Here is a 26,701-nt window from a genome sequence, read left to right as displayed (position 1 = left end):
GCCGCCGGACGTAGGGTGGCGCTCATGTCTCGGCGCTGGTGGGGATGGGTGCTCGTACTGGTGGTGGCGCTCGCCGGCGCTCCGGCGTCGGCCGCGTCGCCCGATGCCGGACGGTCAGATGCCGGACTGGCCGATGCTGGACGGTCCGACGCCGGCGTGCGGAACCGGCCGGTCGACGACCCCTACCGCCCGATCGGCGCCCGCCCCTACCTCGACGTCCTCCGCTACCGGCTCCACCTGAAGTGGGACCCGCGCACGCGGGACTTCTCCGGGCGCGCGGTGATCGACCTGCGGGTCACCCGGCCGCGCTCGTCGGTGGTCCTCGACCTGGCCTCCTGGCTGGTCGTCGACTCCGCCCGCGTGGCCGGACGCCGGGTCGCGGTGACCCGGCCTCGCGACCGGGTCCGCGTGCCGATGGGCCCGCTGGATCGCGGCGCGCACCGCCGGATCGTGCTGCGCTACCACGGGCCGCTGCGCTCCGACACCCTCGCGATCGACGGCCCGGATCCGCTCACCCTCGGCGTCGTCACCGATCGCGCCGGAAACGTCGGCACCGGCTCCCAGCCGTGGGGCTCCTACACCTGGTTCCCGGTCAACGACCGGCCGTACGACAAGGCGCGCTACGACGTCACGATCACCGCCCGCGGCGGACTGGTCGGCGTCTCGAACGGGCGACTGGTCGAGCGCCGGAGCTGGGGCGGGACGACGCGCACCCGCTTCCGGCCGGGCGCCCCGCTGTCGTCGTACGCCGCGCAGTTCGCTGTCGGCGACTACACCTCGCAGACCCTGCGCGGCCCGCACGGCCTCCCCATCGTCGTCTGGTCCCGTCCGGGCGCGCAGCCGGAGAAGCGCTACCTGCGCCGCGCGCCGAGCCTGCTGCGGTGGGTGGAGCGACGACTTGGCCGCTACCCCTTCGGTCAGGCGGGCGTCGTCCTCACTCCGCTGGTCACCGGCATGGAGCACCAGTCGGCGATCAGCATGGGGGAGGGTGGCTGGCCCTCGCGCGAGGTCTTCCTCGCCACGCTCGTGCACGAGTTCGTCCACGAGTGGGCCGGCAACCGCACCACGCCGACCACGTGGCCCGACCTCTTCCTCAGCGAGGGCATCGCCACCTACCTGGAAGGGGTCTGGAAGGCGCGCCGCGGCATCACGCCGATGCGCGCCAGCGTGCGGCAGTGGCGCGCCGCCGACACCTGGGTCCGCGACCGCTACGGCACGACCGGCTTCTGCGGTCCGTGGAAGGGCCGCCGGATCTGCGGCCTCTCCGGCCCCTACACCACCGGCGCCCTGCTGATGCACGCCCTGCATCGCCGCTACGGAGCCGACTTCGACGCCGCCCTGCGCGCCTGGCCCCGCACCCACCCCGGCGGCGTCGATCGGGCGGCGTTCGTGGACTACGTCAGCCGGCGCCTCGGGCCGGAGGCGGGGGAGCTGGTGGAGGCCCGGCTGGCCCTCGGCTCCTGACGTCGGCGTCGGGATGAGCTCCTTCGATGTCTGCCATCACGGCCATGGTGTCCGGGCACGCCCATACTCCACGACTCGCCACGACGAACGGGCTCAACGGATGGGCCGAGTGATCGGGGCAGGTCGGCAGCGCTACGCCCCAGAGGCCGTCGAGCATCGACACGACATCCTGGAACTGGGACGCGAACTCGGTCAGCGATTCGCTGGCATCGGGACCCAAGGGAAGATGTACGACGCCCACGGCCCCGGCCGCCATGCGTCAGCTCCACCCTGAGGGTCGAGTCGAGCCGTTGTCCATCGCAGGCGAGGGGGCTCCCTCGATAGAGACTGCCGCCGGGGACTTCGCCGGACTCGCCGACGTCCACATGAGCCGCCTCTCCCGCAGCGTCCGAACAGATTCTGCCGGCCTCCATCCCCTCGAGGTCGAACAAGCCTGCTTGATGCTTGACCAAGCGCTCGACGTAGTCCCGCAGCTTCACTCGGTCACGCCCATCGCGCCGCCGCCGACGCGCCGGTCCGAGTCCTGAGCGCCATGCACACACCCTCAGGCCCGCGGGAATGAATGTCTACTGTAAATCGTGACATTTACGTGTATCCGTGCGTGTGGCGACTGCCGCGGCTTGGTCGACGCGGGTGTCCAGGTGGCCCTCGCTTGCCTGCGCTACGCTAATGTTAGCAATGCACACATTCGATCATAGGGGCACGCATGCAGACCATCTTGGGGGCCAACGGGCAGATCGCTGAGGAGCTCGCGCGCTACCTCCACGACCACGTCACCACCGACCTGCGGCTGGTCAGTCGGCACCCGCGCCGGATGTTCCCCACCGACGACCTCGTCGCCGCGGACCTGATGGACGCCGAGGCGACGTCTGCGGCTGTGGCCGGAAGCGACGTCGTCTACCTCACCGTCGGGCTGCCCATCGACTCGACGCTGTGGGAGCAGCAGTTCCCGGTGATGATGGCCAACACGATCGCCGCGTGCGAGAAGCACGGCGCCAAGCTGGTGTTCTTCGACAACACCTACATGTATCCGCGCACGAGCGCGCCGCAGACCGAGGACACCGCGTTCGAGCCGGTCGGGCGCAAGGCCACGGTGCGCGCCGAGACGGCCGAGATGCTCCTGACGGCGATGCGGGACGGCCGGGTCGAGGCGGTGATCGGCCGGGCGCCGGAGTTCTATGGGCCGGACAAGACCAAGAGCCTGACCAACTCCCTGATCTTCGACCGCATCAAGCAGGGCAAGCGGCCGCTGGTGCCGATCAGCGCTCACACCCGCCGCACGTTGATCTGGACGCCGGACGCCAGCCGAGGGCTCGGTGTGATCGGCAACGCCGCGGACGCCTACGGCCAGACCTGGCACCTGCCGGTCGACCCGGCGCGTTCGACCTACGCCGGGCTGATCGAGATCGCCTCCGAGGTCACCGGCCGCGACATCGGCTACACGACCGTTCCTGGCTGGATGTTCAAGCTCGGCGGCCTGGTGAACCAGCAGGCCAAGGAGATCACCGAACTGCTCCCGCGCTACCGCGAGGACAACGTCTTCGAGTCCGCGAAGTTCGCCGCGCGCTTCCCGGATTTCGCGGTGACGACCTACCGCGAGGGGATCACCCGGCTCCTCTCGTGAGCGGCGCTCTCACTCGCTCGAGGTCGCGCTCGATCCAGCGGCGGATGACCGCGACGACGTAGTCGATCTCAGCCTCGCTGAGGTCGCGGCCGCGCGGGATCGCGTGGTTCTTCGCCAGGCAGCCGCGACAACAGGTGCCGGTGGCGTGCTGGGCCCGGAAGACCGGGTGGCCACCCCACGGCGTCTGCTTGCCGTCCTTGGGCGGCCGGGCGGGTGCCACGCGCTGGGTGACGAAGTCGCGCGCATGGTCGCCGACGACGTCGAGGCCGCGCATCGCCACGTAGTGGATCTCGCGCGAGCGCAGGTGGAACTGGGCACGGAACGGGAAGCGGGCGATCCGATCGATCCGGGCGTCGATCGCCTCCGTGCCCTGATCGTCCATGGCGCGCACGCTAACCGGCGCCACCGACAACGGCGCGCGGCCAGGCCTGCTCAGGCCTGCTCAGGCCTGCTTGGCGAGCCCGTCGGTGACCCACTTGCGCAGCGCCGGCGGCGGGTGCGCGCCGACCATCGTGTCGATCACCTCGCCGTGGTCGAGCAGGACCAGCATCGGGATGCTGCGCGCCTGGAAACGCGCCGAGAGTGCGGGGGAGTGGTCGACGTTGACCTTGACCACCTTCACCTTGCCGACCAGCTCGCGACTGAGCTGCTCCAGCACCGGGGCGATCTGGCGGCACGGCCCACACCAGGGCGCCCAGAGGTCGACGACGACGAGCTGGTCGGTCTTCACCGCGGCGTCGAAGTCGGTATCGCCGGCGTCGACCAGCCAGGGCAGGTCGGTCTTGCAGGATGCGCACCGCGGCCGGCCGCTCGATGACACCGGGACCCGGTTCTTCGTGCCACACGAGGGGCACGCAACGACGGAAGCCATGTCTTCTCCTTCAGCCGGGACTGCCCGGGACGGGTTCACCTCGGTTCCGGTCAGCCTAGAGATCGTTGTCGGTGCTGGCGAGTAGGTTCGGCGTGGATCCAGGGTGAGGTGAAGGGGGAGCGCCATGGCCGAGGCCCAGCCCGACGTCGTGCGGGTGCGCGGCGCACGGGTGCACAACCTGCGCGCGGTCGACGTCGACGTCCCGCTGCGCCGGCTCGTCGGCATCGCCGGGGTGTCGGGCTCGGGCAAGTCCTCGCTCGCCCTCGGCGTGCTCTACGCCGAAGGGTCGCGGCGCTACCTGGAGGCATTGTCGACCTACACCCGGCGCCGGATGGCGCAGGCGCCACGCGCGGCGGTCGACTCCGTCGAGCACGTCCCGGCGGCCCTCGCCCTGCGCCAGCGGCCCGGAGTGCCCGGCGTCCGCTCGACGTTCGGCACCTCCACCGAGCTGCTGAACGTGCTGCGCCTGATCTTCTCCCGGGTGGCCTCGCACCTGTGCCCCCACGGGCACCGGGTGCCACCCACGATCGACGTGGCCGCCGAGGTGCCCTTCGCCTGTCCCGAGTGCGGGGCGCCGGTGAGCGCGCCCGGCGCCGAGGCGCTGTCGTTCAACTCCACCGGTGCCTGCCCGCGATGCGAGGGCATCGGGATCGTGCGCACGGTTGACGACGCGGCGCTGGTGCCCGATCCGTCCAAGACGCTCGACGGCGGCGCCGTGGTGCCCTGGCAGATGTTCGGCTTCAACGTGCAGCCCGACATCGCCCGCGAGTTCGGGGTGCGCACCGACGTGCCGTGGAGCGAGCTCACCGACCAGGAGCGGGAGATCGTGCTCGACGGGCCGGAGGAGAAGAAGCACATCGTCCTCACCAGCAAGAAGGGCGTCCACGAGCTCGACTTCACCTTCCGCAACGCCCGGCTCACCGTCACCGAGGAGCTCAAGCGCGCCGACACCGACAAGCGGCTGGCCCGGGTCAGCCGCTTCCTGCGAGAGGAGACCTGCCCCGACTGCGGCGGCAGCCGTCTCAGCCCCGAGGCGCTCGCGCCCACGATCGAGGGACGCAACCTCGCCGAGGTCACCGCGCTGTCCCTCGACGACGTGCTCGCTTGGGTGCCCGGGATTCGCGCCACCCTGCCCGCCGACATGATCGAGATGGCCGACGTGCTGATCGACACGTTCGTCGAGATGGCCCGACGCCTCGTCGAGCTCGGCCTCGGCTACCTCGCCCTCGACCGCGCCGGCTCCACCCTCTCCACCGGTGAGCGACAGCGCGCTCAGCTGGCCCGCGCCGTACGGAACCAGACGACCGGTGTGCTCTACGTGCTCGACGAGCCCTCGATCGGCCTGCATCCGGCAAATGTCGACGGTCTGCTCGGGGTAATGCGCGACCTGCTGGCCGACGGCAACTCCGTGGTGTTCGTCGACCACGACGTCCAGATCCTCGGCGAGGCCGACTGGCTGATCGAGATCGGGCCGGGCTCCGGCGTCGACGGCGGCCGGATCATCGCCCAGGGCACCCCGTCGCAGCTCTCGGCCGCTGCAGACTCACTGCTCGCGGGCTTCCTCACCGGCGATGAGCCGGTCGTCGTGCGCCCGCCGCTGGACCCCGCGACGGTCTTCGACCGCGGCGCGATCCACCTCGAGACCGACGCCATCCACACCGTCCACCCACTCGACGTCGACGTCCCACTCGGCCGCCTCACCGCGATCACCGGCGTGTCGGGCTCGGGCAAGAGCACGCTCATCCTCGACTCGCTCGTACCTGCACTACAAGCCCGATCGGGGTCCGCGGCCCAGCCCGGCCACGTGCGCGCCGTCGAGGCGCCGGAGGGCCTGAAGGTCCAGGTGGTCGACGCGACGCCGATCGGCGTCAACGTCCGGTCCACCGTGGCCACCTACTCCGGCGTCATGGACGAGCTGCGCAAGGCCTACGCCGCCACAGACGATGCTCGCGCCGACGGGCTCACCGCCTCCGACTTCTCCTACAACACCGGCTCGCTGGCCTGTCCACGCTGTGAGGGCACCGGCGAGATCACCCTCGACGTCCAGTTCCTGCCCGACGTCGACATCGTGTGCCCCGAGTGCGATGGCAGCCGGTTCGCGGCGGCCGCCGACCGCTACCGCCGCGACGACGTGTCGCTGCCCGAGCTGCTGCGCTGCACCGTCCGCGAGGCGCTGACCCGCACCGAGGGGCTGCCGCGCGTGCACCGGCGACTGGCCGACCTGGCCGAGCTCGGACTCGACTACCTCACCCTGGGCGAGGCCACGCCCGCGCTGTCGGGCGGTGAGGCGCAGCGACTCAAGCTGGTCAGCGAGCTGCGCCGTGACCAGACCGACTCGCTGTTCGTGCTCGACGAGCCCAGTGTCGGCCTTCACCCGCTCGACGTGCGCACCCTGCTCGGTGTGCTCCGGCAGCTCACCGACCGCGGCGCCACGGTCGTGGTCATCGAGCACGACCTCGACGTCGTCGCCAACGCCGATCACGTCATCGACCTCGGCCCCGGCGGGGGAGCGGAAGGGGGCCGGATCATCGCCGTGGGCAGTCCCGAGCAGATCGCCCACCATCCGGCCTCGATCACCGGCCCCTATCTCGCCCGTCACCTGCGCGAGCCGGTCGGCCAGCCGGTCGGGTAGTTTGCGGGCCGATGGAGTCCGAATCGACGCCGCTGCGCTACGTCGCGATCGGCGACAGCTTGTCCGAGGGGGTCGGCGACGCGCCCTGGCCCGACGGCACCCCGCGCGGATGGACCGACCGGCTGGCCGACCTCCTCGCCGTCCAGCACGCCGAGCGCGGCCTGGTCTACGCGAACCTGGCGGTGCGCGGCTACAAGGCGGCGCAGGTCCGCGACACCCAGGTGGCGGCGGCCCTCGAGATGGCCCCCGACGTCGTCACGCTGACCGCGGGGATGAACGACCTCCTCCGGCCGCGGATCGACTTCGCCGAGCTCCGCGCCACCCTGATCGACCTGGTCGCCCCGTTCACCGGGGCCGGCGCCCGGCTGGTGGTCGTGCCGATCCCGAACCTCACCGGCATATCCCCGGCCGGCGGACTGCTCGACTCCCGGCGCCGACGTCTCAACGCGATCTACGAGCACCTCGCCCAGGACCACGGCATGGAGCCGGTCACTGACACCACCGGCACGATCTTCGAAGACCCCCGCGCCTGGGACGAGGACCGCCTCCACCTCACCTCGCTCGGCCACGAGCGACTCGCCTACGCCGCCGCCGCGAGCCTCGGCGCGCCGCCCGACTTCGAGTGGCTGGCACCCCCACCGGGCCTCCCGCCCCGTCGCACCCTGCGCACCGAGGCCGCCTGGTGCCGCCAGTACGTCGCCCCCTGGCTCGGCCGCCGCCTGCGCGGCCAGTCCTCCGGCGACCACCGCATCGCCAAGCGCCCCGACCTCACCCCCTGGCAGCCCACCCCGGCCGGAGGTTGAGCAGGCGAGCGCCAGCGAGCGCCGACGAAACCCCGGCGACCGTCGCTGTGAAGGTTCCCGAGGACGGTTGCGAGGGTTTCGTCTCGCCCGTCGCGGCTTCGTTCCTCAGCCGCGGGGCTCGCTCAACCTCCGACCGCGACGGATCTGCTCCTTCGTCGCAGTTCCTGCGGCCGGAGGTTGAGCAAGCGAGCGCCAGCGAGCGCCGACGAAACCCCGGCAGCCGTCGCTGCCAGCGTTGGCGGGGTCGGTTGCGAGGTTTCGTCGGCGCGGGCGAGTTCGTTCCTCACTCGCCCGCTTGCTCAACCTCCGGCAGGTGGACGACGACGGCCGCGGGCGAGGGCCGGCAGGGCGTCGTAGTCGCCGCGGATCAATGCCTCGCGCTTGGCACGTCCCCAACCCTGGATCCGCTTCTCGAACGCGAAGGCGTCCTCGATGCGAGCGAACTCCGTGTACCAGACGAGGACCACGGGGAGCCGGCTTCGCCGGCGCGTGTAGTTGGAGCCGAGTCCGAGATTGTGTTGGGAGACGCGGGTCTCGAGCGGTTGGACGGTGCTGCCGGCGTAGTAGCTGTCGTCGGCACACCGCAGAAGGTAGGTCCAGGGCATGCGGTGACCGTGCCGGTGATCGGACGTGCCCGCAACGACGTCGGCGCCGGCCTGTGGATGAGCGTCTGCCGGGGCCCTGGCAACCGGCGTTGCCGACGTCCCCGGGGAGGGTTGCGAGGTTTCGTCTGCGCTGGCGGGCTCGTTCCTCGCCCTCCAGCTTGCTCAACCTCCATGGCTGCGTCGGGCTCGTTCCTCGCCCGGCCAGCTTGCTCAACCTCCGAGTGGGCCGTGGACGAGGAGCAACTGGCCGCGGATCTCGGCGTGGCGGACGAGGAAGGCGGCCTCGTCGAGGCGCTTGCGGCGCAGCCAGCCGGTGACCTCGGCGTTGCACTTGCTGGCATTGCACGAGCGGCAGGCCGGGACGACGTTGTCGAGGGTGTAGCGGCCGCCGCGCGAGATCGGCAGCACGCAGTCCTTCTGCAGCGCCGGCTCGACGGCGCGGCAGTAGGCGCAACCGCCCCAGGCCTCGAGGATCGCGAACCACTGCGGGTCGGTGAGGTCGTTGCTCACCAGGGCCATCCGGCGCGAACGTCGGCGGGCGGCCTGCGCCCGCTTGGTCCGTCTCACCGCCACCGGAGCAGGCTACGACGCGCAGGGCGGGTAGATCACAGGCCCACGCCGAGGATCCGCGCGCATTCGAGGGCCACGTAGACCTCGGCGGCGTCGACCGGCCGGGTCAGGTCGCGTCCGGTGAGTTCCTCGAAGCGGCGCATCCGGTAGCGCACGGTGTTGCGGTGCAAGAAGAGCTCGGTGGCGGTGTCCCCGGTCGAGCCGCCGGTGCGCAGCCAGGTGCGCACGGTCTGCACGGTCGTGTCGCGGTCCTCCTGCGGCAGGTCCACGACGGCGCCGAGCACGCTGCGGACCAGATCCTCGGCCCGCTCGGGCGTGCTGGCGAGCAGGACGGCGAGGGGCTGCTGCTCGAAGCGCACCACCTCGCGCGACCCGGCCGTCGCCGCGAGTGCGGCGAGCCGCGCCTGACGCCGGGCCAGCGGCGCCCGATCGAGACTGCCGAACACCTGACTCATGCCCACCCGGCCAGACGCCGCCTCCGCCAGCGCCGTGCCCAGCTCCTCGACGTCGCAGCCCAGGCGCAGCACGACCAGGCCCTCCTGGTGGTCGCTGTCGAGACGCCAGGCGGAGGCGAGGTTGAGGCTCCGCAGTCCGCGCTCGGCATCGGGGATCGCCTCGGCTCCGGCGGTCTCGCACTCCGCCGCGACGACCACGAAGTCGCCGCTGCGCTCGACGTTCAGCGAGTCGGCGGTGCGCCACAGGTCCTCGGGGCCGGTCGCATCGCCGTCGAGGAGCGCACCCACGACGACCGAGCGGCGCTGGCTGTCTCGGCGGGCACGGTCGGCGGCTGCGGTGCGATAGGCGGCGGTGACCTCTGCGGCGAGGTCGTCGCTGACTCCCCACACGTCGGCAGCGGCGAGCAGCAGGACGTCGCGCGCGGCCGGGTCGGCGCGCTCGACGAGCTCCTCCCAGAGGAACCGGGCGCCCACCCGGAAGGCGTTGAGCACGGCGTCGTAGGGGACGCCCTCCTCGGCCCGTTCGGTGCCGGTGATCCACGGGCGTTCGTCGAGGTCGTCGTGGCCGGCGAGCTGGCCGAGGATGTGCCGAGCGTTCGCGATGCAGGAGCTGGTGAGGGTGTCGAGGGTGACGATCGTGCCTTCGGCGTAGAACGGGATCTCCGCGCAGATCCGGTGCGCCATCCGGGTGCCGATGTCGTCTGCGTCGGCCAACAGCGTCGCACTCAGCTGGCGCACCTCCGGTGCGACGTCACGATCCCCCACCTACCACAACCTACTCACCGGTTGTGCCGATGCACAGGCCCCGACCGGAGAACTCCGTGCACGGAGCCGAAGCGGGAACCAGCCCGCCACAGCGACTCTGGAGTGGTCAGCCAGTAGCACCCAGGACAGCCGAGAAGGACGCCCGATGAACCTCGCGACACTGCTAACCACCACCGCCGAGAGGATGCCGGAGAACCCGGCACTCCGCCTCGGTGAGGACATCACCACCTACGCCGAGCTCGCCACCGCGACCGAGCGCGTCGCCGGCCTGCTGGCCGCCCACGGCGTTGGCCCGGGCGACCGCGTCGCGGTGATGATCCCCAACATCCCCGAGTTCGCCGTCGTCTACTTCGGTGCGCTTCGGACCGGTGCCGTGGTGGTGCCGATGAACCCGCTGCTGAAGGCGCGCGAGATCAGCTACTACCTCGCCGACTCCGGTGCCAGGGTGCTGCTCGCCTGGCCCGCCTCGGTCCAGGACGCCAGCGCCGGCGCCGAGCGCGTCGACCACCCGGTCACTGTCGTGACCGTCGATCCCGACGGCTTCGTCGCCGGCCTGAGCGAGCAAAAGTCGGTCGCCGGCGTCGTCGGCCGAGAGGACCTCGACACCGCGGTGATCCTCTACACCTCCGGCACCACCGGCCAACCCAAGGGCGCCGAGCTCACCCACGGCAACCTGATGGCGAACGTGGAGGCGACCCAGCACGACCTGCTCGGCCTCGTCCCCGACGACGTGGTCTTCGGTGGGCTGCCGCTCTTCCACTCCTTCGGCCAGACCTGCACCCTGAACACCGCGACGTCGATCGGGGCCAGCCTGCTGCTCCTGCCGCGCTTCGACGCCCGAAGGGCCGTCGAGGAGCTCGCCACCCAGCGGGCCACCGTCTTCGCCGGCGTACCCACCATGTACGCCGCGATCCTGGGCCTCGACGACGCCCCCGAGCTGCCCGACCTACGCATCTGCGTGTCCGGCGGCGCGGCCCTCCCGGTCGAGGTGCTGCGCCGCTTCGAGTCGCGCTTCGGGTGCGAGATCCTCGAGGGCTACGGTCTCTCGGAGACCTCTCCGGTCGCCTCGTTCAACCGGCCTGGCGCCACCCGACCGGGAACCATCGGCGTCCCGATCACCGGCGTGGAGATGCGGACCGTCGACAAGGACGGCGCGCCGGTCGGGGTCGGCGAGGTCGGCGAGATCGCGATCCGCGGCCACAACGTGATGAAGGGCTACTGGAACAAGCCGTCCGAGACCGCGGCCGTTCTGTCGGAGGACCGCTGGTTCCGCACCGGCGACATGGGCACCGTCGACGCCGACGGCTACTTCGCCATCGTCGATCGGCTCAAGGACCTCATCATCCGCGGCGGCTTCAACATCTACCCCCGCGAGATCGAGGAGGTCCTCTACGAGCACCCTGCGGTCGCCGAGGCCGCCGTCATCGGACTCCCGCACGCCGAGTTGGGCGAGGAGGTCGGTGCCGCGGTCACTCTGCGCCCCGGCGCGGTGGTCACCGAGGCCGAATTGCGAGACCACGTGAAGACCCAGGTCGCGCCGTACAAGTATCCACGTCACGTCTGGTTCACCGCGGCCTTGCCCAAGGGCCCGACCGGCAAGATCGTCAAGCGCGAGATCGCCATCCCCGAAGGAGTCACCCGATGAGCACCCACACACCTGACGACCTCGCCCAGGCCGCAGCTCCGCTCGACGTCCTGCTGGTCGACGCCGTGCACGGGCCGCTGCGCCGCTTCCTTCCGGATGCCTCCACCGCGAAGTGGGCGCTCTCGCTGGCTCGCACGCCCGGGACCGTCGCCCGGCGCCTGGGAGCTCTCGGCGCGGAGACCGGACGAATCGTGGCTGGCAGCTCGAATGTCGCCCCCGACCGCCGCGATCGTCGGTTCGCCGACGACGCGTGGTCGGCCAACCCGCTGCTCAGGCGGCTCGCGCAGGTCTATCTGGCCGGCGGCCAGACCGCCCACCAGCTCGCAGCCGATGCCGAGCTCGACTTCCGCGACCGCGAGCGCGTGCAGTTCTTCGTCGACAACCTCGTGGAGGCGGTCGCCCCGAGCAACATCCCGCTGGTCAATCCGGCCTCGGCGAAGGCGGTGGTCGACACGGCGGGCCTGAGCCTGGTGCGCGGCGCCGCCCACCTGGTCAGGGACCTCGCCTCGGCGCCGCGGGTGCCGGACATGGTCGATGCCAGCGGCTTCCGGATCGGCGACAACATCGCGGCCACGCCTGGCGCGGTCGTGTTCCGCAACGACGTCCTCGAGCTGCTCCAGTACGCACCCCAGACCGAGCTCGTCGACGAGGTGCCGATGCTGATCGTGCCGCCCACGATCAACAAGTACTACGTCATCGACCTGGCGCCCGAGCGGAGCCTCGTCGAGCACAACGTCCACGAGGGCCGCCAGATGTTCGTGATCTCGTGGCGCAATCCCGACGTGCGGCACGCGAAGTGGGGCTTCGACACCTACGTCGAGTCGATCCTGGCCGCACTCGCGGCGGTCGAGGAGATCACCGGCACCGACCGGACCGTCCTCACCGGCATCTGCTCGGGGGGAATCCTGGCCAGCATCACCGCGGCCTACCTGGCCCGCACCGACCAGCAGGAACGCCTCGCGGCGCTCTGCTTCGCCGTCACCGTGATCGACAACCACAACGCCGGCACGGTCTCGGCGCTGGCCGACCCGCGGATGGTCGAGGTGGCCAAGCGCCGCTCGGCTCGTAAGGGCTACCTCGACGGGCGGGCGCTGGCGGAGGTGTTCGCCTGGCTGCGACCGGGCGACCTGATCTGGAACTACTGGGTCAACAACTACCTGCTGGGCAAGCAGCCGCCGGCGTTCGACATCCTGGCCTGGAACGCGGACACCACGCGGATGACCGCCGGGCTGCACAGCGACTTCATCGACATGGCCGCGGACAACTCGCTCACCCAGCACGACGCGATCGAGGTGCTCGGCGTCCCGATCGACCTCGCCAAGATCACCGTCGACACCTACATCGCCGCCGGTATCTCCGACCACATCACGCCGTGGGAGAACTGCTATCGCACGGCCGGACTCGTCGGCGGCACGACCCGGTTCGTGCTGTCGCGCAGCGGTCACGTCGCCGCCCTGGTGAACCCGCCGGGCAACGCCAAGGCGACCTACCGCGTCGCTCCGGGCGACGGCAGCGACAACCCGGCCGACCCGCAGGACTGGCTCAAGGAAGCCGAGACCGTGCAGGGCAGCTGGTGGGTCGACCTGGACCACTGGCTCGGGTCGCGCAGCGGTGAGCAGAAGCCGGCCCCCAAGGAGCTCGGCTCGATGGTGTACCCGCCGCTCGGCGACGCACCTGGCACGTACGTCTTCGACAAGTGATCGACGAAGGAGCCTGAGCATGTACGACGGAATCGGTCGTGCCCGCGGCACCGACTACTTCAAGATCGCCGACCAGCTCACCGACGAGGAGCGCGACTACTGGAACCGGGCCCGACACTTCGTCGACGACGAGGTGCTGCCGGTGATCGGCGACTACTGGGAGCGTGCGGAGTTCCCGCGCGACCTGGTGCGCCGACTGGGTGAGCTCGGCCTGGTGGGCGACGGGATCGAGGGCTATGGCTGCCCACCGATGAGCCCGATCGCCACCGGGCTGATCCACCTCGAGCTGAACCGTGGCGATGGCAGCGTCGGCACGTTCCTGGGCGTCCAGGCCGGACTGGCGATGAAGTCGATCGCGATGCTCGGCTCGCAGGAGCAGAAGCAGCGTTGGCTGCCCGGGATGGCGAAGGTGGACCTCCTCGGCGCGTTCGCGCTCACCGAGCCCACCCACGGCTCGGACTCGGTGAGCCTGGAGACCACCGCCCAGCGCGACGGCGACGAGTGGGTCATCAACGGCGCCAAGAAGTGGATCGGCAATGGCACCGTCGCCGACGTCGTCGTGGTGTGGGCCCGCGACACCGACGACGGCCAGGTGAAGGGCTTCCTGGTCGAGGGCGGCAGCCCCGGCTACGACGCCACCCGCATCGACGGCAAGGTGTCGCTGCGCTCGATCTGGCAGGCCGAGATCACCCTCACCGACGTCCGCGTGCCCGAGTCGAACCGGCTGCCCGGCGCCGAGAGCTTCCGCGACACCGCGCGGGTGCTGGCCGGGACCCGTAACGCCGTCGCGTGGGGCGCCTTGGGGCATGCCACCGCCGCGTACGAGATCGCGCTGGACTACTGTCGCGAGCGGGAGCAGTTCGGCAAGCCGCTGGTGAGCTTCCAGATCGTGCAGGACAAGCTGGTGAAGATGCTCGCCGAGGTCTGTTCGATGCAGTTGTACTGCCTGCGGCTGGGCCGCCTGATCGAGGAGGACAACCTGAGCGACGACATCGCCGCCATCGCGAAGATGAACAACACCCGCAAGGCGCGCCAGGTGGTCGCCGAAGCCCGTGACCTGCTCGGTGGGAATGGCATCCTCCTGGACTTCCACGTGATGCGGCACATGGCCGACATCGAGGCCCTGCACACCTACGAGGGCACCGAGACGATCCAGACCCTGATCGTCGGGCGCAATGTCACCGGGGTCGGAGCGTTCGTGTGAAGAGTGACGTGCAGATGAAGAGCGAGCTGCGAACGCTCACCGTGCTGGGCCAGGAGGTGCGGGTCTCGATCCGTCCGGCCGTCCCGGCACCCGGCGCGGAGCGGCCGGCACTGCCGCTGCTGCTGTGCAACGGGATCGGCGCGAGTCTGGAGGCGCTGCAGCCGTTCGTCGACCAGGTCGACCCGGCGATCGAGGTGATCCGCTTCGACGTGCCCGGCGTGGGCGGCTCGCCCGACCCGGTCGGGCCCTACAACTACCCGCTGTTGGCACTCGGGGCGGTGCGGATGATGCGCGAGCTCGGCCATGAGCGGTTCGACGTCCTCGGCATCTCGTGGGGCGGGGGACTGGCCCAGCAGATCGCCGTCCAGCACCGCAAGAGCTGCCGGCGCCTGGTGCTGGTCGCCACGGCCACCGGGTGCCTGATGGTCCCGGCGAAGTGGAACGTGTTGAACAAGATGCTGACCCCGCGGCGCTACCGCGACGCCGAGTACGGGCGCGCGGTCGCCGCGGAGCTGTACGGCGGTCAGGTGCGCTACCGGCCGGACCTGACCGCGGCGCTGCACGACGGCCGCGCCCGCGCGGGCTCCCGACGCGGCTACCTGTTCCAGCTGCTGGCCGGTGCGGGCTGGTCGAGCCTGCCGGTGCTTCCGCTGATCCGGCAGCGGGTGCTGATCCTGGCCGGCAACGACGATCCGCTGATCCCGCTGATCAACGCCCGGATCATGGCGCGACTCCTCCCGCACGCCGAGCTCGACGTCTACGCCGACGGCCATCTGGGCCTGATGACCCTGGCCGAGGTGCTCGGACCGCGGGTCTCGAGGTTCCTCGCCTAGAGAGGCACGAGCGGAGCAGGAGAATCGAGGTGCGGTCAACGCCGTCCGCAACCTATCCGGCGCCATGTTCAAGCATCATCTGCGCATCGAGGACGTCGATCCCGGCCGGGCGGAAGTAAGCGGTCCTGGGAGGTTGAGCAAGCTGTGAGGGCGAGGGACGAGCCCGACCGGCGCTGACGAAACCTCGTGAGCCTCTCTGGGAAACGTTGGCAGGGACGGTTGCCGGGGTTTCGTCGGCGCTCGCTGGCGCTCGCTGCTCAACCTCCGGCGGGAGCGCCAGCGTCGGAGGTTGAGCAAGCTGTGAGGGCGAGGGACGAGCCCGACCGGCGCTGACGAAACCTCGTGAGCCTCTCTGAGAAACGTTGGCAGGGACCGTTGCCGGGGTTTCGTCGGCGCTCGCTGGCTCCACCTCCGGCGGTGGTCGGGGTCACGGGCGCAGCAGCGCCTTGGCCGCCCGGATCGTCCGGCGTGTCGGCACCGACTGGCCCCAGGCCATCCGCAGCGGCGCCTCGAGCACAGCAGCGACCCGTGCCGCCGGGCTGGGCGGGGCGCTGCGGGGGACGGCGTCGCGGTGCTCCTCCAGCCATGCGGTCAGGACGTCGCGTGCCTCCCGGGACTCCCACGCCAGCAGGTGGGTGCCGCCGGTGATCGGGTGCCAGCGGGCGCCGTCGACGTGGCGGGCCAGCCAGGCGCCGTTGGCGACCGGCGCGAGGTCGTCGGCGGTGCCGTGCAGCACCAGGGTGGGGGCGGTGATGCGCCCCAGGCGCAGGGTCGTGTCGTGGCTGGCGGCCGCTGCGGCCTGGTGCATGGCTCCCCAGAGCCAGACGAGACCGGCCAGCCCCGCGACCTCGGGTCCCTGTGCGGCCCCGGGGATGCGAGCCCGGTTGTCGTGGAGCAGGCGGCCCAGGTCGCCCACCGGGGGAGTCTTGGAGCCCGAGCCACCCGCGGTGGTCGAGCAGAGCGCGAGGCTGCGCACCCGGTGCCGCCACCCGATCCCGATCTCCTGCGCGACCATCCCACCCAGCGACGTGCCCACGACGTGGGCACTCGACAGTCCGAGATGGTCGAGGACGGAGATCGCGTCGGCGGCCATCGAGGTTGCGGTGGTCGGCCGCGCACGCGTGCGCGACCGACCGGTCCCGCGGTGGTCGACGGCGACGACGGTGAAGGACCGTGCGAGCGGCTTGAGGACCGGCGCGAACGCCAGCACCGGGATCACGTAGCCCGAGAGCCACAGCACCGGCGGACCCGAGCCCCGGACGGAGTAGGCCACTCCGCCCGGGGTCAGTCCGCTCCGGGTCGTACCGCCGCTCACCTGATCACCCATCGGTCAGATGACCAGCCCGCCGCCGGCGATGAGGACCTGACCGGTGATGTAGTCGGACTCGGGGATGCTGAGGAGGTAGACGGCATTGGCCGCGTCCTCGGGGGTGCCGGCGCGGCCCAGCGGGATTCCGGTCTCCAGCGCCTCGAGCAGCTCGGCGCCGATGCCGACCTTGATGTCGCGCTCGTCGATGCGGATCGTGGCGTCGCTCCCGGCGGCCGCCTCGGTGAGCCGGGTCCGGATCAGCCCGAACGCGACGGCATTCACCGTGACCTGCGAGCGCCCCCACTCCTTGGCGAGGGTCTTGGTGAGGCCGATGACTCCGGCCTTGCCGGCCGAGTACCCGGCCTGCCCGATGTTGCCGCCGGTCCCGGCGATCGAGCAGATGTTGACGACCTTGCGCACCACGGGCGTGCCGGCGGCCGCCTCCTTCTTGGCCGTCTCCCGTAGGTACGGCGCAGCCGATCGCAGCATCCTGAACGGGGCGGTCAGGTGGATGCCGAGCATGGCCTCCCACTGCTCGTCGGTCGTCTTCTGGATCACCGAGTCCCAGGTGTAGCCGGCGTTGTTGACGACGATGTCCATGCTGCCGAAGGTGTCGAGCGCGGCGCTGACCAGGTCGTCGGTGAAGCCGAGCTCGGTGACGCTCCCCGAGACTGCGACCGCCTCCCCGCCGGCCTGCTCGATGAGCCCGACGGTCTCCTTCGCGGGCCCCGGGTCGAGGTCGTTGACCACGACGCGGGCGCCCTCCGAGGCGAGCTTGAGTGCGATCGCCTGGCCGATGCCGCGTCCCGAACCGGTGACGACGGCAGTCTTGTTCTCGAGCTTCATGGATCCTCCGATGAATGAAACAGTTGATCGTTTGGAGGGATATTAGCGACTCGCGGTGTGCAACTGACAGCGGTACGGATAATCTACCGATCACTCGTTTCGAACAGTGCGAGTTTCAGGATGCAGGAGGTCGAATGGGACGGCGACCCGACATCGACGGCAGAGAGCTGTTGCTGGCCGCGGGCTTGAAGCTGTTCTCCGAACATGGCCTGGACGCGGTGTCGATCCGCGCGGTCACCCGAGAGGCGGGCCTCGGACCGGCTGCGGTGCACTACCACTTCGTGACGAAGGAGGCTCTGGTCGAGGCCGTCCTCGAACGCTACGGCGGCGATGTCGTGGAGCGGGTGCGCGAGCGCGCCAAGGAGCTCGCGGCGTCCGGCGCCGTCGTCGACGGCCACGGACTCGTCACGGTGATGATCGAGCCGTATCTCGAGCTGATGGCGAGCCGGGCCGACGAGGGGCTGGCCTGGGTCCGGCTGATGGCGCAGGTGCTCCAGCAGTCACCCGATCGGCTGCTCGAAGGGCCCTCGATGCGGGCCGTGCGCCGTGCGGCTGCGCTCGCCTACCCCGAAGCTCGGCCGGCCGACGTCCGGCGGGCGCTGCGGATGTGCCTGATCCTGCTGATCGGGCAGCTCGCCACGATGTCGGGGCGCAGGCGCTCCGGTGTGGACATCGAGACCCTGATCGAGTTCTTGGCGGCGGGACTCGACGCGACCCTCGGCGCGCGGGCTCGGGCGACAGCCTGAGCCCAGTCTGAACCCGCGCGCCGGATCGGCTCAGTTGGGCTGTCGGACGTAGGTTCCCGGCGCCTCGCCGAGGACCGGGTACTCCGCGCTCCCCAGCGACTCGGGCGCGGGGACCTCCTCACCGCTGTGCTCGATGGCCCAGTCGGCCCAGTGCTCCCACCACGAGCCGGTCTGCTTCGTAGCGGTCTCGAGCCACTCCTCCGGCCCCTCGGCCCGGTCGTGGGGACCGGTGTAGTAGCTGGCCTTGGGGTTGCCGGGAGGGTTGACGAGGCTGGCGATGTGTCCGGCGTTGGACAGGACGAACGTGGTGTCGCCCGAGAGGAGCTGCGTGGTCCGGTACGTCGACTTCCACGGCGTCAGGTGGTCGTTGATGGCGCCGACCACGAAGGTCGGGACCTTGATGCTGGCCAGGTCGACCGGCACCCCGAGCGACTCCATCGCGCCGGCCTTGGGGATCGGGTTCGTCTGGAAGATGTCTAGGAACTGCTGGTGCAGGCGCGCCGGCAGGTTCGTGCCGTCGGCGTTCCAAGCCAGGATGTCGAAGACCGGCGGATCCTCGCCCATGAGGTAGTTGTTGACCCAGTAGTTCCACACCAGGTCGTTGGGCCGCATCCAGGTGAAGGCACTTCCCATGGCCCGGGCGCTGGTGACGCCGGCCCGGCCCGCACGCCGCCGCGCGAAGTCGAGGAGCTTGGCGGAGGAGAACGCGTTGATCGGCGCCGACTGACCGAAGTCGAGGAGGGTCACGGCGAACGAGGCGCTGTGGATCGGCTCCTCGCCGGTCGCCGCGAGCTTGTTCAGCACCATGCTCTGGATGATCCCGCCGGCGCAGAAGCCGATCACGTTCACATCGGGCGCCCCGGTGATCTCCTGGACGGCCGCGACAGCCTCCGCGACCCGCTCGGCATATGCGTCGATGTCCCAGTCGGCCTCGTTGGCCGACGGATTGCGCCACGAGATCATGAACGTCTGCAGGCCGCGTGAGACCGCGTACTCGACGAAGCTGCGGCCCGGGCGCAGGTCGAGGAAGTAGTACCGCCCGATCGGCGGGGGGACGACGAGCACGGGGCGCTCGTAGACCAGCTCGGTCGTCGGTGCGTACTGGATGACCTCGGACTGCTCGTTCTTGAGGACCACCGCCCCTGGGGTCAGCGCCAGGTCCTCTCCGATCTTGAGGACACCCTCCTTCGTCATCGACGGCATCCCGCCGTTGTGGCGCACGTCGGAGGCCCAGTTGCCCAGCCCGCGGACGAGGTTCGCACCGCCGGTCTCGAAGGTGCGCTTGAGGGCGCCCGGATTGCCCAGCAGGAAGTTGGTGGGCGCCAGCGCGCTGGTGGCGATGTCGACCGCGAACCGAGCCCGCGCCGCGCGGTGGGAGTCAGCGGTCCGGTCGACCTCCTCGAGCACGGTGTCGGCGGCCGCGCACGAAGCGAGGTAGGCCTGCGCGATCCGGCGGTAGATCGGGTTGTCCTGCCAGCTCGGATCCTTGAAGCGCCAGTCTCCTCGAGCGGGTGCGACCTCGGACCGGCCGAGGCCGATCTTGGTCAGCTCGGCGCCGAGTGTGGTTCCGGCGCGGGCGATGGCGCTGCCTTGGAGCAGGGTCGCCGCAACGCCGTCCGCGAGTCCGCGAAGGGTAGGTGCGGGCGCTGCCTCGCCGGCTCCGACGGCGTCGCTTGCCGCGACGCCGGGGTCAACTGACTGAGTCATGGTGGGCCTCCGATCCCTTGGTGGGAGGCTAGGTGGGGCGTATCATTCGGTCAACTGATCGGTTCAAAAACGACGACGCGTACATCGTGGAGGTCTGATGGAAGCGCTCTCCCGCGCGTTCGACCATGCCGAGCAGCTCCTGGTCCAGCAGACGAGACGGAGTCAGGCGGCCGTGATCGCCTCCACCGATCGACTCGCCCGGGACGGCGACGACCAGGTGCGCCCCCTCGGCCGGCTCTGGCGCGCCAACCTCGCCCTCCTCGAGCGCCTGGTGGGCGACCCCCTCGGCGCGGTCGACCGGGCCTACGACCACACCCTGCGCGTGGTCGCGATGCACCGCGAGTTCGCCCATCGCATCTTCGAGGCGATCGACACCCGCGGCCTCGGGGAGACGTCTGGATCCAGTGACGACGACGGCGCGACGGGCGCGACCGTCATCTGGCTGGCCCGACGGCGCGAACGCCACGGTGGCTCATCGACGCACTGAGGCTCGGATGGCTCGGACGGCTCAGGCGTGATGCGCGGTGAACGGCAGGTGGAGACGATGCCGGTGCCGCTGCGCCGTACGTCCCTGCCTGGCTGTCGCCGCCTGTCGGCGGGGTAGGACCTCGGCGGCACTCAGCATCGCGAAGGTGATGAGCGAGGTGACGACCACGGCGGTCGAGATGAACCAGACGAGCCACAGGGTGTCGTTCATGGGGGTGGCCCCCTTCGGGCGGGTTCTCGGGCATTTCACGCTACGCCGGTCGTGGGGGGAGTCAAGGGCTACCGCCGGCGCCGAGGGGCGGGATTTCCCCGGTCGACCGGGGAAACCTGAACTTGTCGGGCGATATCCCGGTCGACAAGTTCAGGGTTGGGCCGCCCAGTGGGACGCGTGGTGAGGGTGAGTCGTACTGCTTGCCGGTGCGCGGTGGTCCACCGTTCGTCGCCGGGATTTCCCCGGTCGACCGGGGAAACCTGAACTTGTCGGGCGATATCCCGGCCGACAAGTTCAGACTTGGGCCGTCCAGTTCGGCGATCCCGGCGGAAGTCGACTGCTGGTCAGCTCTGCTCGTGGTGGTGCCGGGAGCCTTGATCGGGGATCGCACCGTACGACGCCGCCGCGCGTTCGTCGGCCTCGGCCGGTGGTGCGTGCACTCGCCGGTGAACACCGTGCCGAGCACCGGGTCGAGGACGTCGTGGTGCGAGATGCGCACGCGGCCCCTGCGGTCGAGGGTGTGGGGTGAGCGCAGCGCGAGGATGTCGGCGACACCGTGGGTGGCGCCGATGATGCGGATGGCGGCGGCGTCGGGGTCGACGCCGGCGGCCACCTCGCCGCAGCGGGTGCCGTTGAGCACCGCGCCGCGCACCCGCTGGTGCAGCGCGTCGTAGGCGCCGGTCGCCAGCGCCGCGAGGTCGGGATCCTGGGCGGCTTCGACGCGCAGCTGCTGGCCGAGGCGATGCTCACGCCAGCGGTCGTCGTCGAGGGGGAGGTGCTCGAGCAGGGCGTCGTCGAGGATCCCGCGGATCGACAGCCCGGCCCGCTCGCCGGCCTCCACGCGATCGTCGACGCGTGCGTCTCGGGTGCGGATCAGGTCGTCGAAGGCGTGGGCGACCAGTGCCTGGCGATCGGCGAAGTAGTACTGGATCGCACCCACCGAGATGCCGGCGGCCGCGGCGACCCGGGCATAGCTGGTGGCCGCGAAGCCGTGCTCGGCCACCTGCTGCTGGAAGGCGCGGGCGATGTCGGCGCGGCGCTGATCATGGTCGACGATCTTGGGCACTCGTAAAACATACAGCCATATGGTATCTATGTCATATGAGCATATGGGAAAAGCAGTTCTCGGTGCTTGTCACGTGCCTCTCCATGGCGCTGCTCGTGCTTGCCGCGCTCGGCCCGGCTACCGCCTCCGCGGCGGAGTCGGATCCCTCGCCCGGTTCGATCGACGACTACGTCCGCGACCAGATCGAGCGCGCCGGTGTGCCGGGTGCCGCCTACGCCGTCGTGGGGCCCGACGGCATCGAGCACCAGGGGACGCTCGGTGAGGACGGCGACGGCGCCGCCGTCACCGCGTCGACGCCGTTCCTGTGGGGCTCGGTGTCCAAGCCGGTCACCGCGACCCTGGCCGTGCGGCTGGCCGGGGACGGCACCCTCGGCCTCGACGCTCGCGTCGGAGACCTCGTGCCGTCCTACGAGATGGTGACCGTGCGACAGCTCCTGGACCACACCAGCGGTCTTCCTGAGGGCCTCGAGCTCACCGATCGCTACGACGACGGACGCGACATCGCCTCGGTGGTCGACCAGGTCGACGACCTCGACCCGCTGGCCGCACCCGGCGCGGAGCACAGCTACTCCAGCCTCAACTACATCGTGCTCGCCGCGATGATCGAGCGGGCGACGGGCCGCCCCTTCGCAGACGTGCTGCGCGAGCGGCTGCTCGAGCCTGCCGGGATGTCCTCGGTGCGGGCCGACGCGGGCGCCGCCGAGGAAGCACTGCCGCCCGGACACCGCTATGTCGCCGGACGGGCGGCACCGTTCGACAGCCGGATCGACCCGGCGACGATCCCCGCGGGCTACCTGGTCGGCACGCTGGACGACCTCGCCGCGTTCGCGCGGATCCAGCTCGACGGCGCCTCCGGACCGCTCGACGACGACGACCGCGCGCTGCTGCACACCTCCGCGGTCGACACCGGCGACGACGCCGGCTACGGCCTGGGCTGGCGGACCTGGCAGCTGCCGGGGACCGACGAGCCGATGACCTGGCACGGCGGCGCAGCCCCCGGATACCAGTCCTCGATCCTGCTGCTGCCCGAGCGGAACCTCGCCGTCGTGGTGCTGCAGAACGCCTACGGTCCGTTCCAGGAGAGCCGGCTGCTCGACACCGCCTGGGGGATCGCCGCGATCGAGATCGGCGCCGAGCCGCCGAGCAACGGCGTTGACCCCACCTACCCGGCCGCGCTGATCGCCCTGAGCCTGCTCGTGATCGTGCTTGCCGCTCTCGCCGTCTGGACGCTCCTGCGCTGCATCCGCCCGTCGCGCCGTCCGCGCACCCTGCGGCGCCGGATCCTCGGGCTGGTCGCCTGGCTCGTCCCACTCGCACTCCTCGGCGCCGGACTGCTCCTGCTGCCCGGGTTCGCCGGTGTCACCCTCGGCCAGCTGGTGCTCTGGGCCCCCGATCTGGCCTGGCTCGTACAAGCCGGCCTGGCGCTCATCGCGCTGCTCGCGGTGCTGCGCGCGATGGTGACCCTGCGGTCACGCGGGGTCGCGCCGTCCGGCGCCTCGCCGACGCCGCTCCGCGAGCCGGCGACGGTGGGGTAGCGGTTCACGCCCCCACCGCTGCCGCACCGCTGCCGCCGCCGGATCGCTCGCCGAGCAGTCAGCCGGCCAGACCGATCGCCGGCGACTCGTTCCGGTCGCGGGCCGGATCCGGACGGGTGGCGGCCTGAGGGATCGAGCCGAGCAGGGTCTTGGTGTACGGGTCGCGTGGCGCCCCGAAGATCTGTGCCACGGTGCCCGACTCCACCACGCGACCATGCCGGACGACGCTGACGGTGTGCGCGAGCTGACGGATCAGGGCCAGGTCGTGCGACACGAACACGTAGGTGAGCCCGAGCTCGGCTTGGAGCTGCAGCAGGACCCGCACGATGTCGGCCTGCACGCTCACGTCCAGTGCCGACGTCGGCTCGTCCAGGACGATGACGTCGGGCTTGAGCACGAGCGCTCGGGCGATCGCGACGCGTTGTCGTTGTCCACCGGAAAGGGCGTCGGGACGTCGTCGGAGGAGACCGTGGTCGAGGCCGACCGCGTCCAGCGCCTCGCGCACGGCGTCGGCGCGCTCGGAGCGGGACCCGATCTTGAAGCGATCGAGCGGTTCGCGGACCAGCCGTTCGACGCGCCAGGTCGGGTCCAGCGAGGTGAACGGATTCTGGTAGACGAACTGCAGGTGACGTCGCGCCGCCCGCAACTGCTTGTGCGAGCGGCCGTCGATGCGCTCGCCGGCGACGGTGATCTCGCCGGCGTCGGGAGTCTCGAGACCGAGCAGGAGCCGGATCGTCGTGGTCTTGCCGGAGCCCGACTCGCCGACGATCGCGTGGGTGGTACCGGCAGGCACCTGGAAGGTCAGGTCGTCGACGGCGGTCAGTCGATCCCCGTCGACGTCGAAGGTCTTGGTGGCCCCGCGGACGGCGATCTTCGGCTGCGACTGCGCCGCGCGCGCCAGCCGGGCGGCGCCGACGTCACGCAGGTCGGCGTAACGGTCCGGGTGCAGCGAGGGGACGTCGGCGTGCAGACGCCGCGCGTAGTCCGACCGCGGCGCGGCCGACACGTCCGCCGTCGCCCCGGACTCCTGGATCCGGCCGTCCTTGAGCACGACCACCGAGTCGGTGCGCTCGGCCGCGATCGCGAGATCGTGGGTGATGAGCAACAGGCCGAGATCGAGGGAGTCGCGCAGCTCGACCAGCAGGTCGAGGATGCGCTTCTGGATCGTCGCGTCGAGGGCGGACGTCGGCTCGTCGGCGACCAGCAGCGCCGGCTGGGGCAGCACCGCCAGCCCGATGAGCACGCGCTGGAGCATGCCGCCGGACAGCTGGTGCGGGTAGGAGGCCAGCACGCGTTCGGGGTCGTCGAGGCCGACCCGGCCGAGGATGTCGACCACGCGGGCATGGCGCTCCTGGCGCGTCAGCTCGTCGGGGAGCAGCGCGGCCGCCTCCTTGGCCTGCGCGCCGATGGTGCGCACCGGGTTCAGTGAGTTGGCGGGATCCTGGGGCACGTAGCCGATCGTGCGTCCGCGCAGCGGGCGGAAGTGCCGCTCGGGGAGGGCGAGCACGTCCTCGCCGTTCAGCTCCACGCGGCCGCGGGCCCGTCCGACGCCGGCGGGCAGCAGCCGGAGGAGGGCGCGGGCGATCGTCGACTTCCCCGAGCCCGACTCGCCGATGAGGGCGAGGCTGTGGCGGCGGGGCAGGGCGAAGGAGACCCCGGAGACCACCTCGGCGCCGCCATAGGACACCGAGAGGTCGTGCACGCGCAGCAGGTCGGGCTCGACGACGGGCAGGTCGAGGGTCGTGCTGGGGGAGTTCAGTCGGTCTTGCGGAGCCATCGGCTGATCCTGTTCGCAGAGAGGACGGTGGCGATCGTGACGAGAGCGGGCGTGTACACCAGCCAGGGGGCCAGGGGGTAGTCCTTCCCGGCGGACACCAGCAGGCCCCAGTCGGACGCCGGCGGCGGGTCGCCGTATCCGAGGAAGGCGAGCCCGGCGATCACGAGGATCGACAGGCCGAACTGGAGGACCGCGAGGTTCAGGACCGAGCGCGAGGCGTTCGGGAGGACGTGGCGCACCAGGACGTGCCAGCGCGATCCGCCGAGCAGCAGCGAGGCCTCGACGAAGACGGCGCGCCTGGTCTTGAGCACCTCCGAGCGCATCACCCGGGCGAAGACGGCCACGGCCGAGACGCCGGTCGCGATCGCGGCGTTGATGGTCTCGAAGCCCAGCGCGCTCACCACCACGACGGCGAGCAGGAAGCTGGGGATCGCGAGCAGGACGTCGACCAGGCGAGCCAGCGTCGCGTCGACCCAGCCGCCGAGGAAGCCGCCGAGCAGTCCCATGAGGCCGCCGACCACGACACCGATGGCGACCGCCACCAGGGCGCTGGTGACCGAGGACGCCGAACCGTGGACGACGCGGGCGAACTCGTCCCGCCCGAGGTGGTCGGTGCCGAACCAGTGCGCGGCACTCGGCCCCTGGAAGGCCTCCGCGGGCACTCCACGTGCGGGATCCTGGCTGGTGAACAGCCCCGGCGCCACCGACCATCCGATGACCAGCAGCAGCATCGCGAAGGCGAGGATCACGCTCAACGGCGGGCGGTTGCGGACCCGATCGCGTCCCTGACGGAGCGCGGAGGGCCGCCACCCGGTCGACGTCGTCTCGATGGTGCTCATCGCGCCACCTCCGCAAGCACGCGGTCCTTGCTGGACTCCTCGACGGCGCGGGCCCGCTTGGGCGCCCCGCGCAGGTCGACCCGGGGGTCGAGCAGCGGGTACAGCAGGTCGACCACGAGGTTGACCACCACGAAGCTCACCGCGGCCAGCACGACCACCGCCTGCAGGACCGGGAGGTCCTGGGTCGTGACCGAGCGCTGCACGAGGCTGCCGATGCCGGTACGGCCGAAGATCGTCTCGGTGATCAGCGCGCCGCCGAGCAGCTCGCCGATGGTGAGTGCGAGGACGGTGATCACCGGCAGCGACGACGGCTTGAGCAGGTGCCGCCAGAACAGCCGCGACCTGCTCAGCCCTCGGGAGGTCGCGAACGTCGCGTACTCCTGGCGCGCCTCACGGTCGAGGTTGGCGATCAGCACCTCTGCCAGCTGCGCCGACACCGGGATGCCGAGAGCTATGGCGGCGAACAGCGTCGCCGCCGGCCCCTCGGAGTCGATGACCTGGAACACCCCGAGCTGGAAGGCGAAGATGTTGATGAGCAGCAGCCCGATCACGAAGTTCGGCACCGATAGGAACAGCGACGGGAAGGCCCGCAGCGGCCGAGCCAGCGGGGCCGGGAGGTTGCGGGTGCCGTAGGCGATCGCGAAGGCGAGCACGACGGCAACCGCGAGCGCGCTCGCCGCGAGTACGAGCGTGGATCCCAGCACGTCGCCGATCAACCGCGACACCGGCAGGTTGGAGCGCAGTGAGATGCCGAGGTCGAAGCTGAGGAAGCGACCCAGCGACTCCCACAGCTGCACCAGTACCGGCTTGTCGAGCCCGTAGTAGGCGATGATCCGGGCGACCTCGTCGTCGGTGAAGTTGTTCTCCGGGTTGTTCAGCGTGTTGCTCACCGGGTCGCCCGGCAGCACGGTGATGACGAGGAAGGTGAACACGTAGGCCAGCAGGATCACCGCGATCGCCTGCGCGATGCGCTGGAGTGCGTAGCCGAGGTAGGCGCGCCGGGGCATC

24 protein-coding genes are annotated in these 26,701 nt (G+C 70.9%); 11 read left to right on the top strand and 13 right to left on the bottom strand.

All coding sequences use genetic code 11. From position 1 onward, the window contains the following. Window positions 1-24: 24 nt before the first annotated feature. Window positions 25-1,464, top strand: coding sequence for a M1 family aminopeptidase (locus WMR31_RS00955; protein WP_340536895.1), 1,440 nt, complete (start codon window positions 25-27; stop codon window positions 1,462-1,464). 706 nt (window positions 1,465-2,170) lie between these two features. After that, a complete protein-coding gene (locus WMR31_RS00950) occupies window positions 2,171-3,088 on the top strand; it encodes an NAD-dependent epimerase/dehydratase family protein (RefSeq protein WP_340536894.1) in 918 nt (305 codons plus the stop codon). Here the strand turns inward: WMR31_RS00950 and WMR31_RS00945 are convergent. Then, window positions 3,069-3,470: a DUF4186 domain-containing protein gene (locus WMR31_RS00945; RefSeq protein ID WP_340536893.1), complete on the bottom strand. Its 402-nt coding sequence runs from the start codon at window positions 3,468-3,470 to the stop codon at window positions 3,069-3,071. The two genes, WMR31_RS00950 and WMR31_RS00945, sit on opposite strands and share 20 nt — an antisense overlap. A 60-nt stretch (window positions 3,471-3,530) precedes the next feature. Then, window positions 3,531-3,959, bottom strand: coding sequence for a thioredoxin (trxA, locus tag WMR31_RS00940; RefSeq protein ID WP_340536892.1), 429 nt, complete (start codon window positions 3,957-3,959; stop codon window positions 3,531-3,533). 124 nt (window positions 3,960-4,083) lie between these two features. Between trxA and WMR31_RS00935 the strand changes: the two genes are divergently transcribed. Continuing rightward, on the top strand, window positions 4,084-6,591 hold the full coding sequence (locus WMR31_RS00935) for an excinuclease ABC subunit UvrA (RefSeq protein WP_340536891.1): 2,508 nt from the start codon (window positions 4,084-4,086) through the stop codon (window positions 6,589-6,591). An 11-nt stretch (window positions 6,592-6,602) separates the two neighbouring features. After that, window positions 6,603-7,394: an SGNH/GDSL hydrolase family protein gene (locus WMR31_RS00930; protein WP_340536890.1), complete on the top strand. Its 792-nt coding sequence runs from the start codon at window positions 6,603-6,605 to the stop codon at window positions 7,392-7,394. A gap of 299 nt (window positions 7,395-7,693) precedes the next feature. Here WMR31_RS00930 and WMR31_RS00925 read toward each other — a convergent pair whose 3' ends face one another. The 3 genes from WMR31_RS00925 to WMR31_RS00915 all read right to left on the bottom strand — a co-directional run bounded on the left by WMR31_RS00925 (window position 7,694) and on the right by WMR31_RS00915 (window position 9,789). Beyond that, entirely contained in the window at window positions 7,694-7,999 is a 306-nt protein-coding gene (locus WMR31_RS00925) for a GIY-YIG nuclease family protein (protein ID WP_340536889.1), read from the bottom strand. A 210-nt stretch (window positions 8,000-8,209) separates the two neighbouring features. Further along, on the bottom strand, window positions 8,210-8,572 hold the full coding sequence (locus WMR31_RS00920; RefSeq protein ID WP_340536888.1) for an HNH endonuclease: 363 nt from the start codon (window positions 8,570-8,572) through the stop codon (window positions 8,210-8,212). A gap of 32 nt (window positions 8,573-8,604) precedes the next feature. Next, a complete protein-coding gene (locus tag WMR31_RS00915) occupies window positions 8,605-9,789 on the bottom strand; it encodes a PucR family transcriptional regulator (protein ID WP_340536887.1) in 1,185 nt (394 codons plus the stop codon). Between the two features lie 145 nt (window positions 9,790-9,934). Here WMR31_RS00915 and WMR31_RS00910 point away from each other — a divergent pair, with 145 nt between their 5' ends. From WMR31_RS00910 to phaZ, 4 genes are read left to right on the top strand one after another with little or no spacing between them, the layout of a single operon-like run. Next, complete coding sequence (locus tag WMR31_RS00910; RefSeq protein WP_340536886.1) at window positions 9,935-11,434, top strand: long-chain-fatty-acid--CoA ligase; 1,500 nt, start codon at window positions 9,935-9,937, stop codon at window positions 11,432-11,434. After that, a complete protein-coding gene (locus WMR31_RS00905; RefSeq protein WP_340536885.1) occupies window positions 11,431-13,134 on the top strand; it encodes a PHA/PHB synthase family protein in 1,704 nt (567 codons plus the stop codon). Before WMR31_RS00910 ends, WMR31_RS00905 begins: the two co-directional genes overlap by 4 nt. 19 nt (window positions 13,135-13,153) lie before the next feature. Next, a complete protein-coding gene (locus tag WMR31_RS00900) occupies window positions 13,154-14,338 on the top strand; it encodes an acyl-CoA dehydrogenase family protein (RefSeq protein WP_340536884.1) in 1,185 nt (394 codons plus the stop codon). Further along, the gene (gene phaZ, locus WMR31_RS00895) at window positions 14,335-15,171 is read left to right on the top strand and encodes a poly(3-hydroxyalkanoate) depolymerase (protein ID WP_340536883.1); all 837 of its coding nucleotides are present in this window, start codon (window positions 14,335-14,337) and stop codon (window positions 15,169-15,171) included. Before WMR31_RS00900 ends, phaZ begins: the two co-directional genes overlap by 4 nt. Before the next feature lie 427 nt (window positions 15,172-15,598). Here the strand turns inward: phaZ and WMR31_RS00890 are convergent, their stop codons facing one another. Both WMR31_RS00890 and WMR31_RS00885 read right to left on the bottom strand, forming a co-directional pair. Beyond that, window positions 15,599-16,486: an alpha/beta fold hydrolase gene (locus WMR31_RS00890; protein ID WP_340536882.1), complete on the bottom strand. Its 888-nt coding sequence runs from the start codon at window positions 16,484-16,486 to the stop codon at window positions 15,599-15,601. 15 nt (window positions 16,487-16,501) lie between these two features. Further along, window positions 16,502-17,326 (bottom strand): SDR family NAD(P)-dependent oxidoreductase, encoded by an 825-nt coding sequence (locus WMR31_RS00885; RefSeq protein WP_340536881.1) that lies wholly within the window; start codon window positions 17,324-17,326, stop codon window positions 16,502-16,504. Between the two features lie 134 nt (window positions 17,327-17,460). Between WMR31_RS00885 and WMR31_RS00880 the strand changes: the two genes are divergently transcribed. Further along, window positions 17,461-18,072: a TetR/AcrR family transcriptional regulator gene (locus WMR31_RS00880; protein WP_340536880.1), complete on the top strand. Its 612-nt coding sequence runs from the start codon at window positions 17,461-17,463 to the stop codon at window positions 18,070-18,072. Between the two features lie 30 nt (window positions 18,073-18,102). Here the strand turns inward: WMR31_RS00880 and WMR31_RS00875 are convergent, their stop codons facing one another. Next, window positions 18,103-19,779 carry a PHA/PHB synthase family protein gene (locus tag WMR31_RS00875; RefSeq protein WP_340536879.1) on the bottom strand — a complete coding sequence of 559 codons (1,677 nt, stop codon included), beginning with the start codon at window positions 19,777-19,779 and terminating at the stop codon, window positions 18,103-18,105. Between the two features lie 97 nt (window positions 19,780-19,876). On the opposite strand from WMR31_RS00875, the gene WMR31_RS00870 reads away from it, so the two are divergent. Continuing rightward, window positions 19,877-20,266, top strand: a complete 390-nt coding sequence (locus tag WMR31_RS00870; protein WP_340536878.1) for a hypothetical protein — start codon at window positions 19,877-19,879, stop codon at window positions 20,264-20,266. 21 nt (window positions 20,267-20,287) lie between these two features. On the opposite strand, the gene WMR31_RS00865 is transcribed toward WMR31_RS00870, so the two are convergent. Both WMR31_RS00865 and WMR31_RS00860 read right to left on the bottom strand, forming a co-directional pair. After that, window positions 20,288-20,476, bottom strand: a complete 189-nt coding sequence (locus WMR31_RS00865) for a hypothetical protein (protein ID WP_340536877.1) — start codon at window positions 20,474-20,476, stop codon at window positions 20,288-20,290. Between the two features lie 61 nt (window positions 20,477-20,537). Continuing rightward, complete coding sequence (locus WMR31_RS00860; protein WP_340536876.1) at window positions 20,538-21,542, bottom strand: TetR/AcrR family transcriptional regulator; 1,005 nt, start codon at window positions 21,540-21,542, stop codon at window positions 20,538-20,540. A gap of 35 nt (window positions 21,543-21,577) precedes the next feature. On the opposite strand from WMR31_RS00860, the gene WMR31_RS00855 reads away from it, so the two are divergent. After that, on the top strand, window positions 21,578-23,077 hold the full coding sequence (locus tag WMR31_RS00855) for a serine hydrolase domain-containing protein (RefSeq protein ID WP_340536875.1): 1,500 nt from the start codon (window positions 21,578-21,580) through the stop codon (window positions 23,075-23,077). Between the two features lie 58 nt (window positions 23,078-23,135). Here the strand turns inward: WMR31_RS00855 and WMR31_RS00850 are convergent, their stop codons facing one another. Genes WMR31_RS00850 through WMR31_RS00840 form a run of 3 tightly spaced genes read right to left on the bottom strand, consistent with a single transcriptional unit; the run spans window position 23,136 to window position 26,700 of the window. Continuing rightward, the gene (locus WMR31_RS00850) at window positions 23,136-24,854 is read right to left on the bottom strand and encodes a dipeptide ABC transporter ATP-binding protein (protein ID WP_340536874.1); all 1,719 of its coding nucleotides are present in this window, start codon (window positions 24,852-24,854) and stop codon (window positions 23,136-23,138) included. Next, window positions 24,833-25,693, bottom strand: coding sequence for an ABC transporter permease (locus tag WMR31_RS00845; protein ID WP_340536873.1), 861 nt, complete (start codon window positions 25,691-25,693; stop codon window positions 24,833-24,835). The genes WMR31_RS00850 and WMR31_RS00845 overlap by 22 nt, the downstream gene beginning before the upstream one ends. Next, window positions 25,690-26,700, bottom strand: coding sequence for an ABC transporter permease (locus WMR31_RS00840; protein ID WP_340536872.1), 1,011 nt, complete (start codon window positions 26,698-26,700; stop codon window positions 25,690-25,692). Before WMR31_RS00840 ends, WMR31_RS00845 begins: the two co-directional genes overlap by 4 nt. Window position 26,701 lies beyond the last annotated feature (1 nt).

This window comes from Nocardioides epinepheli, from assembly GCF_037936805.1.
In the GTDB taxonomy this organism is placed as follows: Bacteria; Actinomycetota; Actinomycetes; order Propionibacteriales; family Nocardioidaceae; genus Nocardioides.
The sequence above is the reverse complement of the archived record's forward strand: the minus strand, read 5'-3'. Positions and strand labels throughout refer to the sequence as shown.

Bases quoted from the DNA above. Each gene is read 5' to 3' on its own strand.
- WMR31_RS00955 (WP_340536895.1), top strand. From the start codon at position 25: ATGTCTCGGCGCTGGTGGGGATGGGTGCTCGTACTGGTGGTGGCGCTC.
- WMR31_RS00950 (WP_340536894.1), top strand. From the start codon at position 2,171: ATGCAGACCATCTTGGGGGCCAACGGGCAGATCGCTGAGGAGCTCGCG.
- WMR31_RS00945 (WP_340536893.1), bottom strand. From the start codon at position 3,470: ATGGACGATCAGGGCACGGAGGCGATCGACGCCCGGATCGATCGGATC.
- trxA (WP_340536892.1), bottom strand. From the start codon at position 3,959: ATGGCTTCCGTCGTTGCGTGCCCCTCGTGTGGCACGAAGAACCGGGTC.
- WMR31_RS00935 (WP_340536891.1), top strand. From the start codon at position 4,084: ATGGCCGAGGCCCAGCCCGACGTCGTGCGGGTGCGCGGCGCACGGGTG.
- WMR31_RS00930 (WP_340536890.1), top strand. From the start codon at position 6,603: ATGGAGTCCGAATCGACGCCGCTGCGCTACGTCGCGATCGGCGACAGC.
- WMR31_RS00925 (WP_340536889.1), bottom strand. From the start codon at position 7,999: ATGCCCTGGACCTACCTTCTGCGGTGTGCCGACGACAGCTACTACGCC.
- WMR31_RS00910 (WP_340536886.1), top strand. From the start codon at position 9,935: ATGAACCTCGCGACACTGCTAACCACCACCGCCGAGAGGATGCCGGAG.
- WMR31_RS00905 (WP_340536885.1), top strand. From the start codon at position 11,431: ATGAGCACCCACACACCTGACGACCTCGCCCAGGCCGCAGCTCCGCTC.
- WMR31_RS00900 (WP_340536884.1), top strand. From the start codon at position 13,154: ATGTACGACGGAATCGGTCGTGCCCGCGGCACCGACTACTTCAAGATC.
- WMR31_RS00885 (WP_340536881.1), bottom strand. From the start codon at position 17,326: ATGAAGCTCGAGAACAAGACTGCCGTCGTCACCGGTTCGGGACGCGGC.
- WMR31_RS00880 (WP_340536880.1), top strand. From the start codon at position 17,461: ATGGGACGGCGACCCGACATCGACGGCAGAGAGCTGTTGCTGGCCGCG.
- WMR31_RS00875 (WP_340536879.1), bottom strand. From the start codon at position 19,779: ATGACTCAGTCAGTTGACCCCGGCGTCGCGGCAAGCGACGCCGTCGGA.
- WMR31_RS00870 (WP_340536878.1), top strand. From the start codon at position 19,877: ATGGAAGCGCTCTCCCGCGCGTTCGACCATGCCGAGCAGCTCCTGGTC.
- WMR31_RS00865 (WP_340536877.1), bottom strand. From the start codon at position 20,476: ATGAACGACACCCTGTGGCTCGTCTGGTTCATCTCGACCGCCGTGGTC.
- WMR31_RS00855 (WP_340536875.1), top strand. From the start codon at position 21,578: ATGAGCATATGGGAAAAGCAGTTCTCGGTGCTTGTCACGTGCCTCTCC.
- WMR31_RS00850 (WP_340536874.1), bottom strand. From the start codon at position 24,854: ATGGCTCCGCAAGACCGACTGAACTCCCCCAGCACGACCCTCGACCTG.
- WMR31_RS00845 (WP_340536873.1), bottom strand. From the start codon at position 25,693: ATGAGCACCATCGAGACGACGTCGACCGGGTGGCGGCCCTCCGCGCTC.
- WMR31_RS00840 (WP_340536872.1), bottom strand. From the start codon at position 26,700: ATGCCCCGGCGCGCCTACCTCGGCTACGCACTCCAGCGCATCGCGCAG.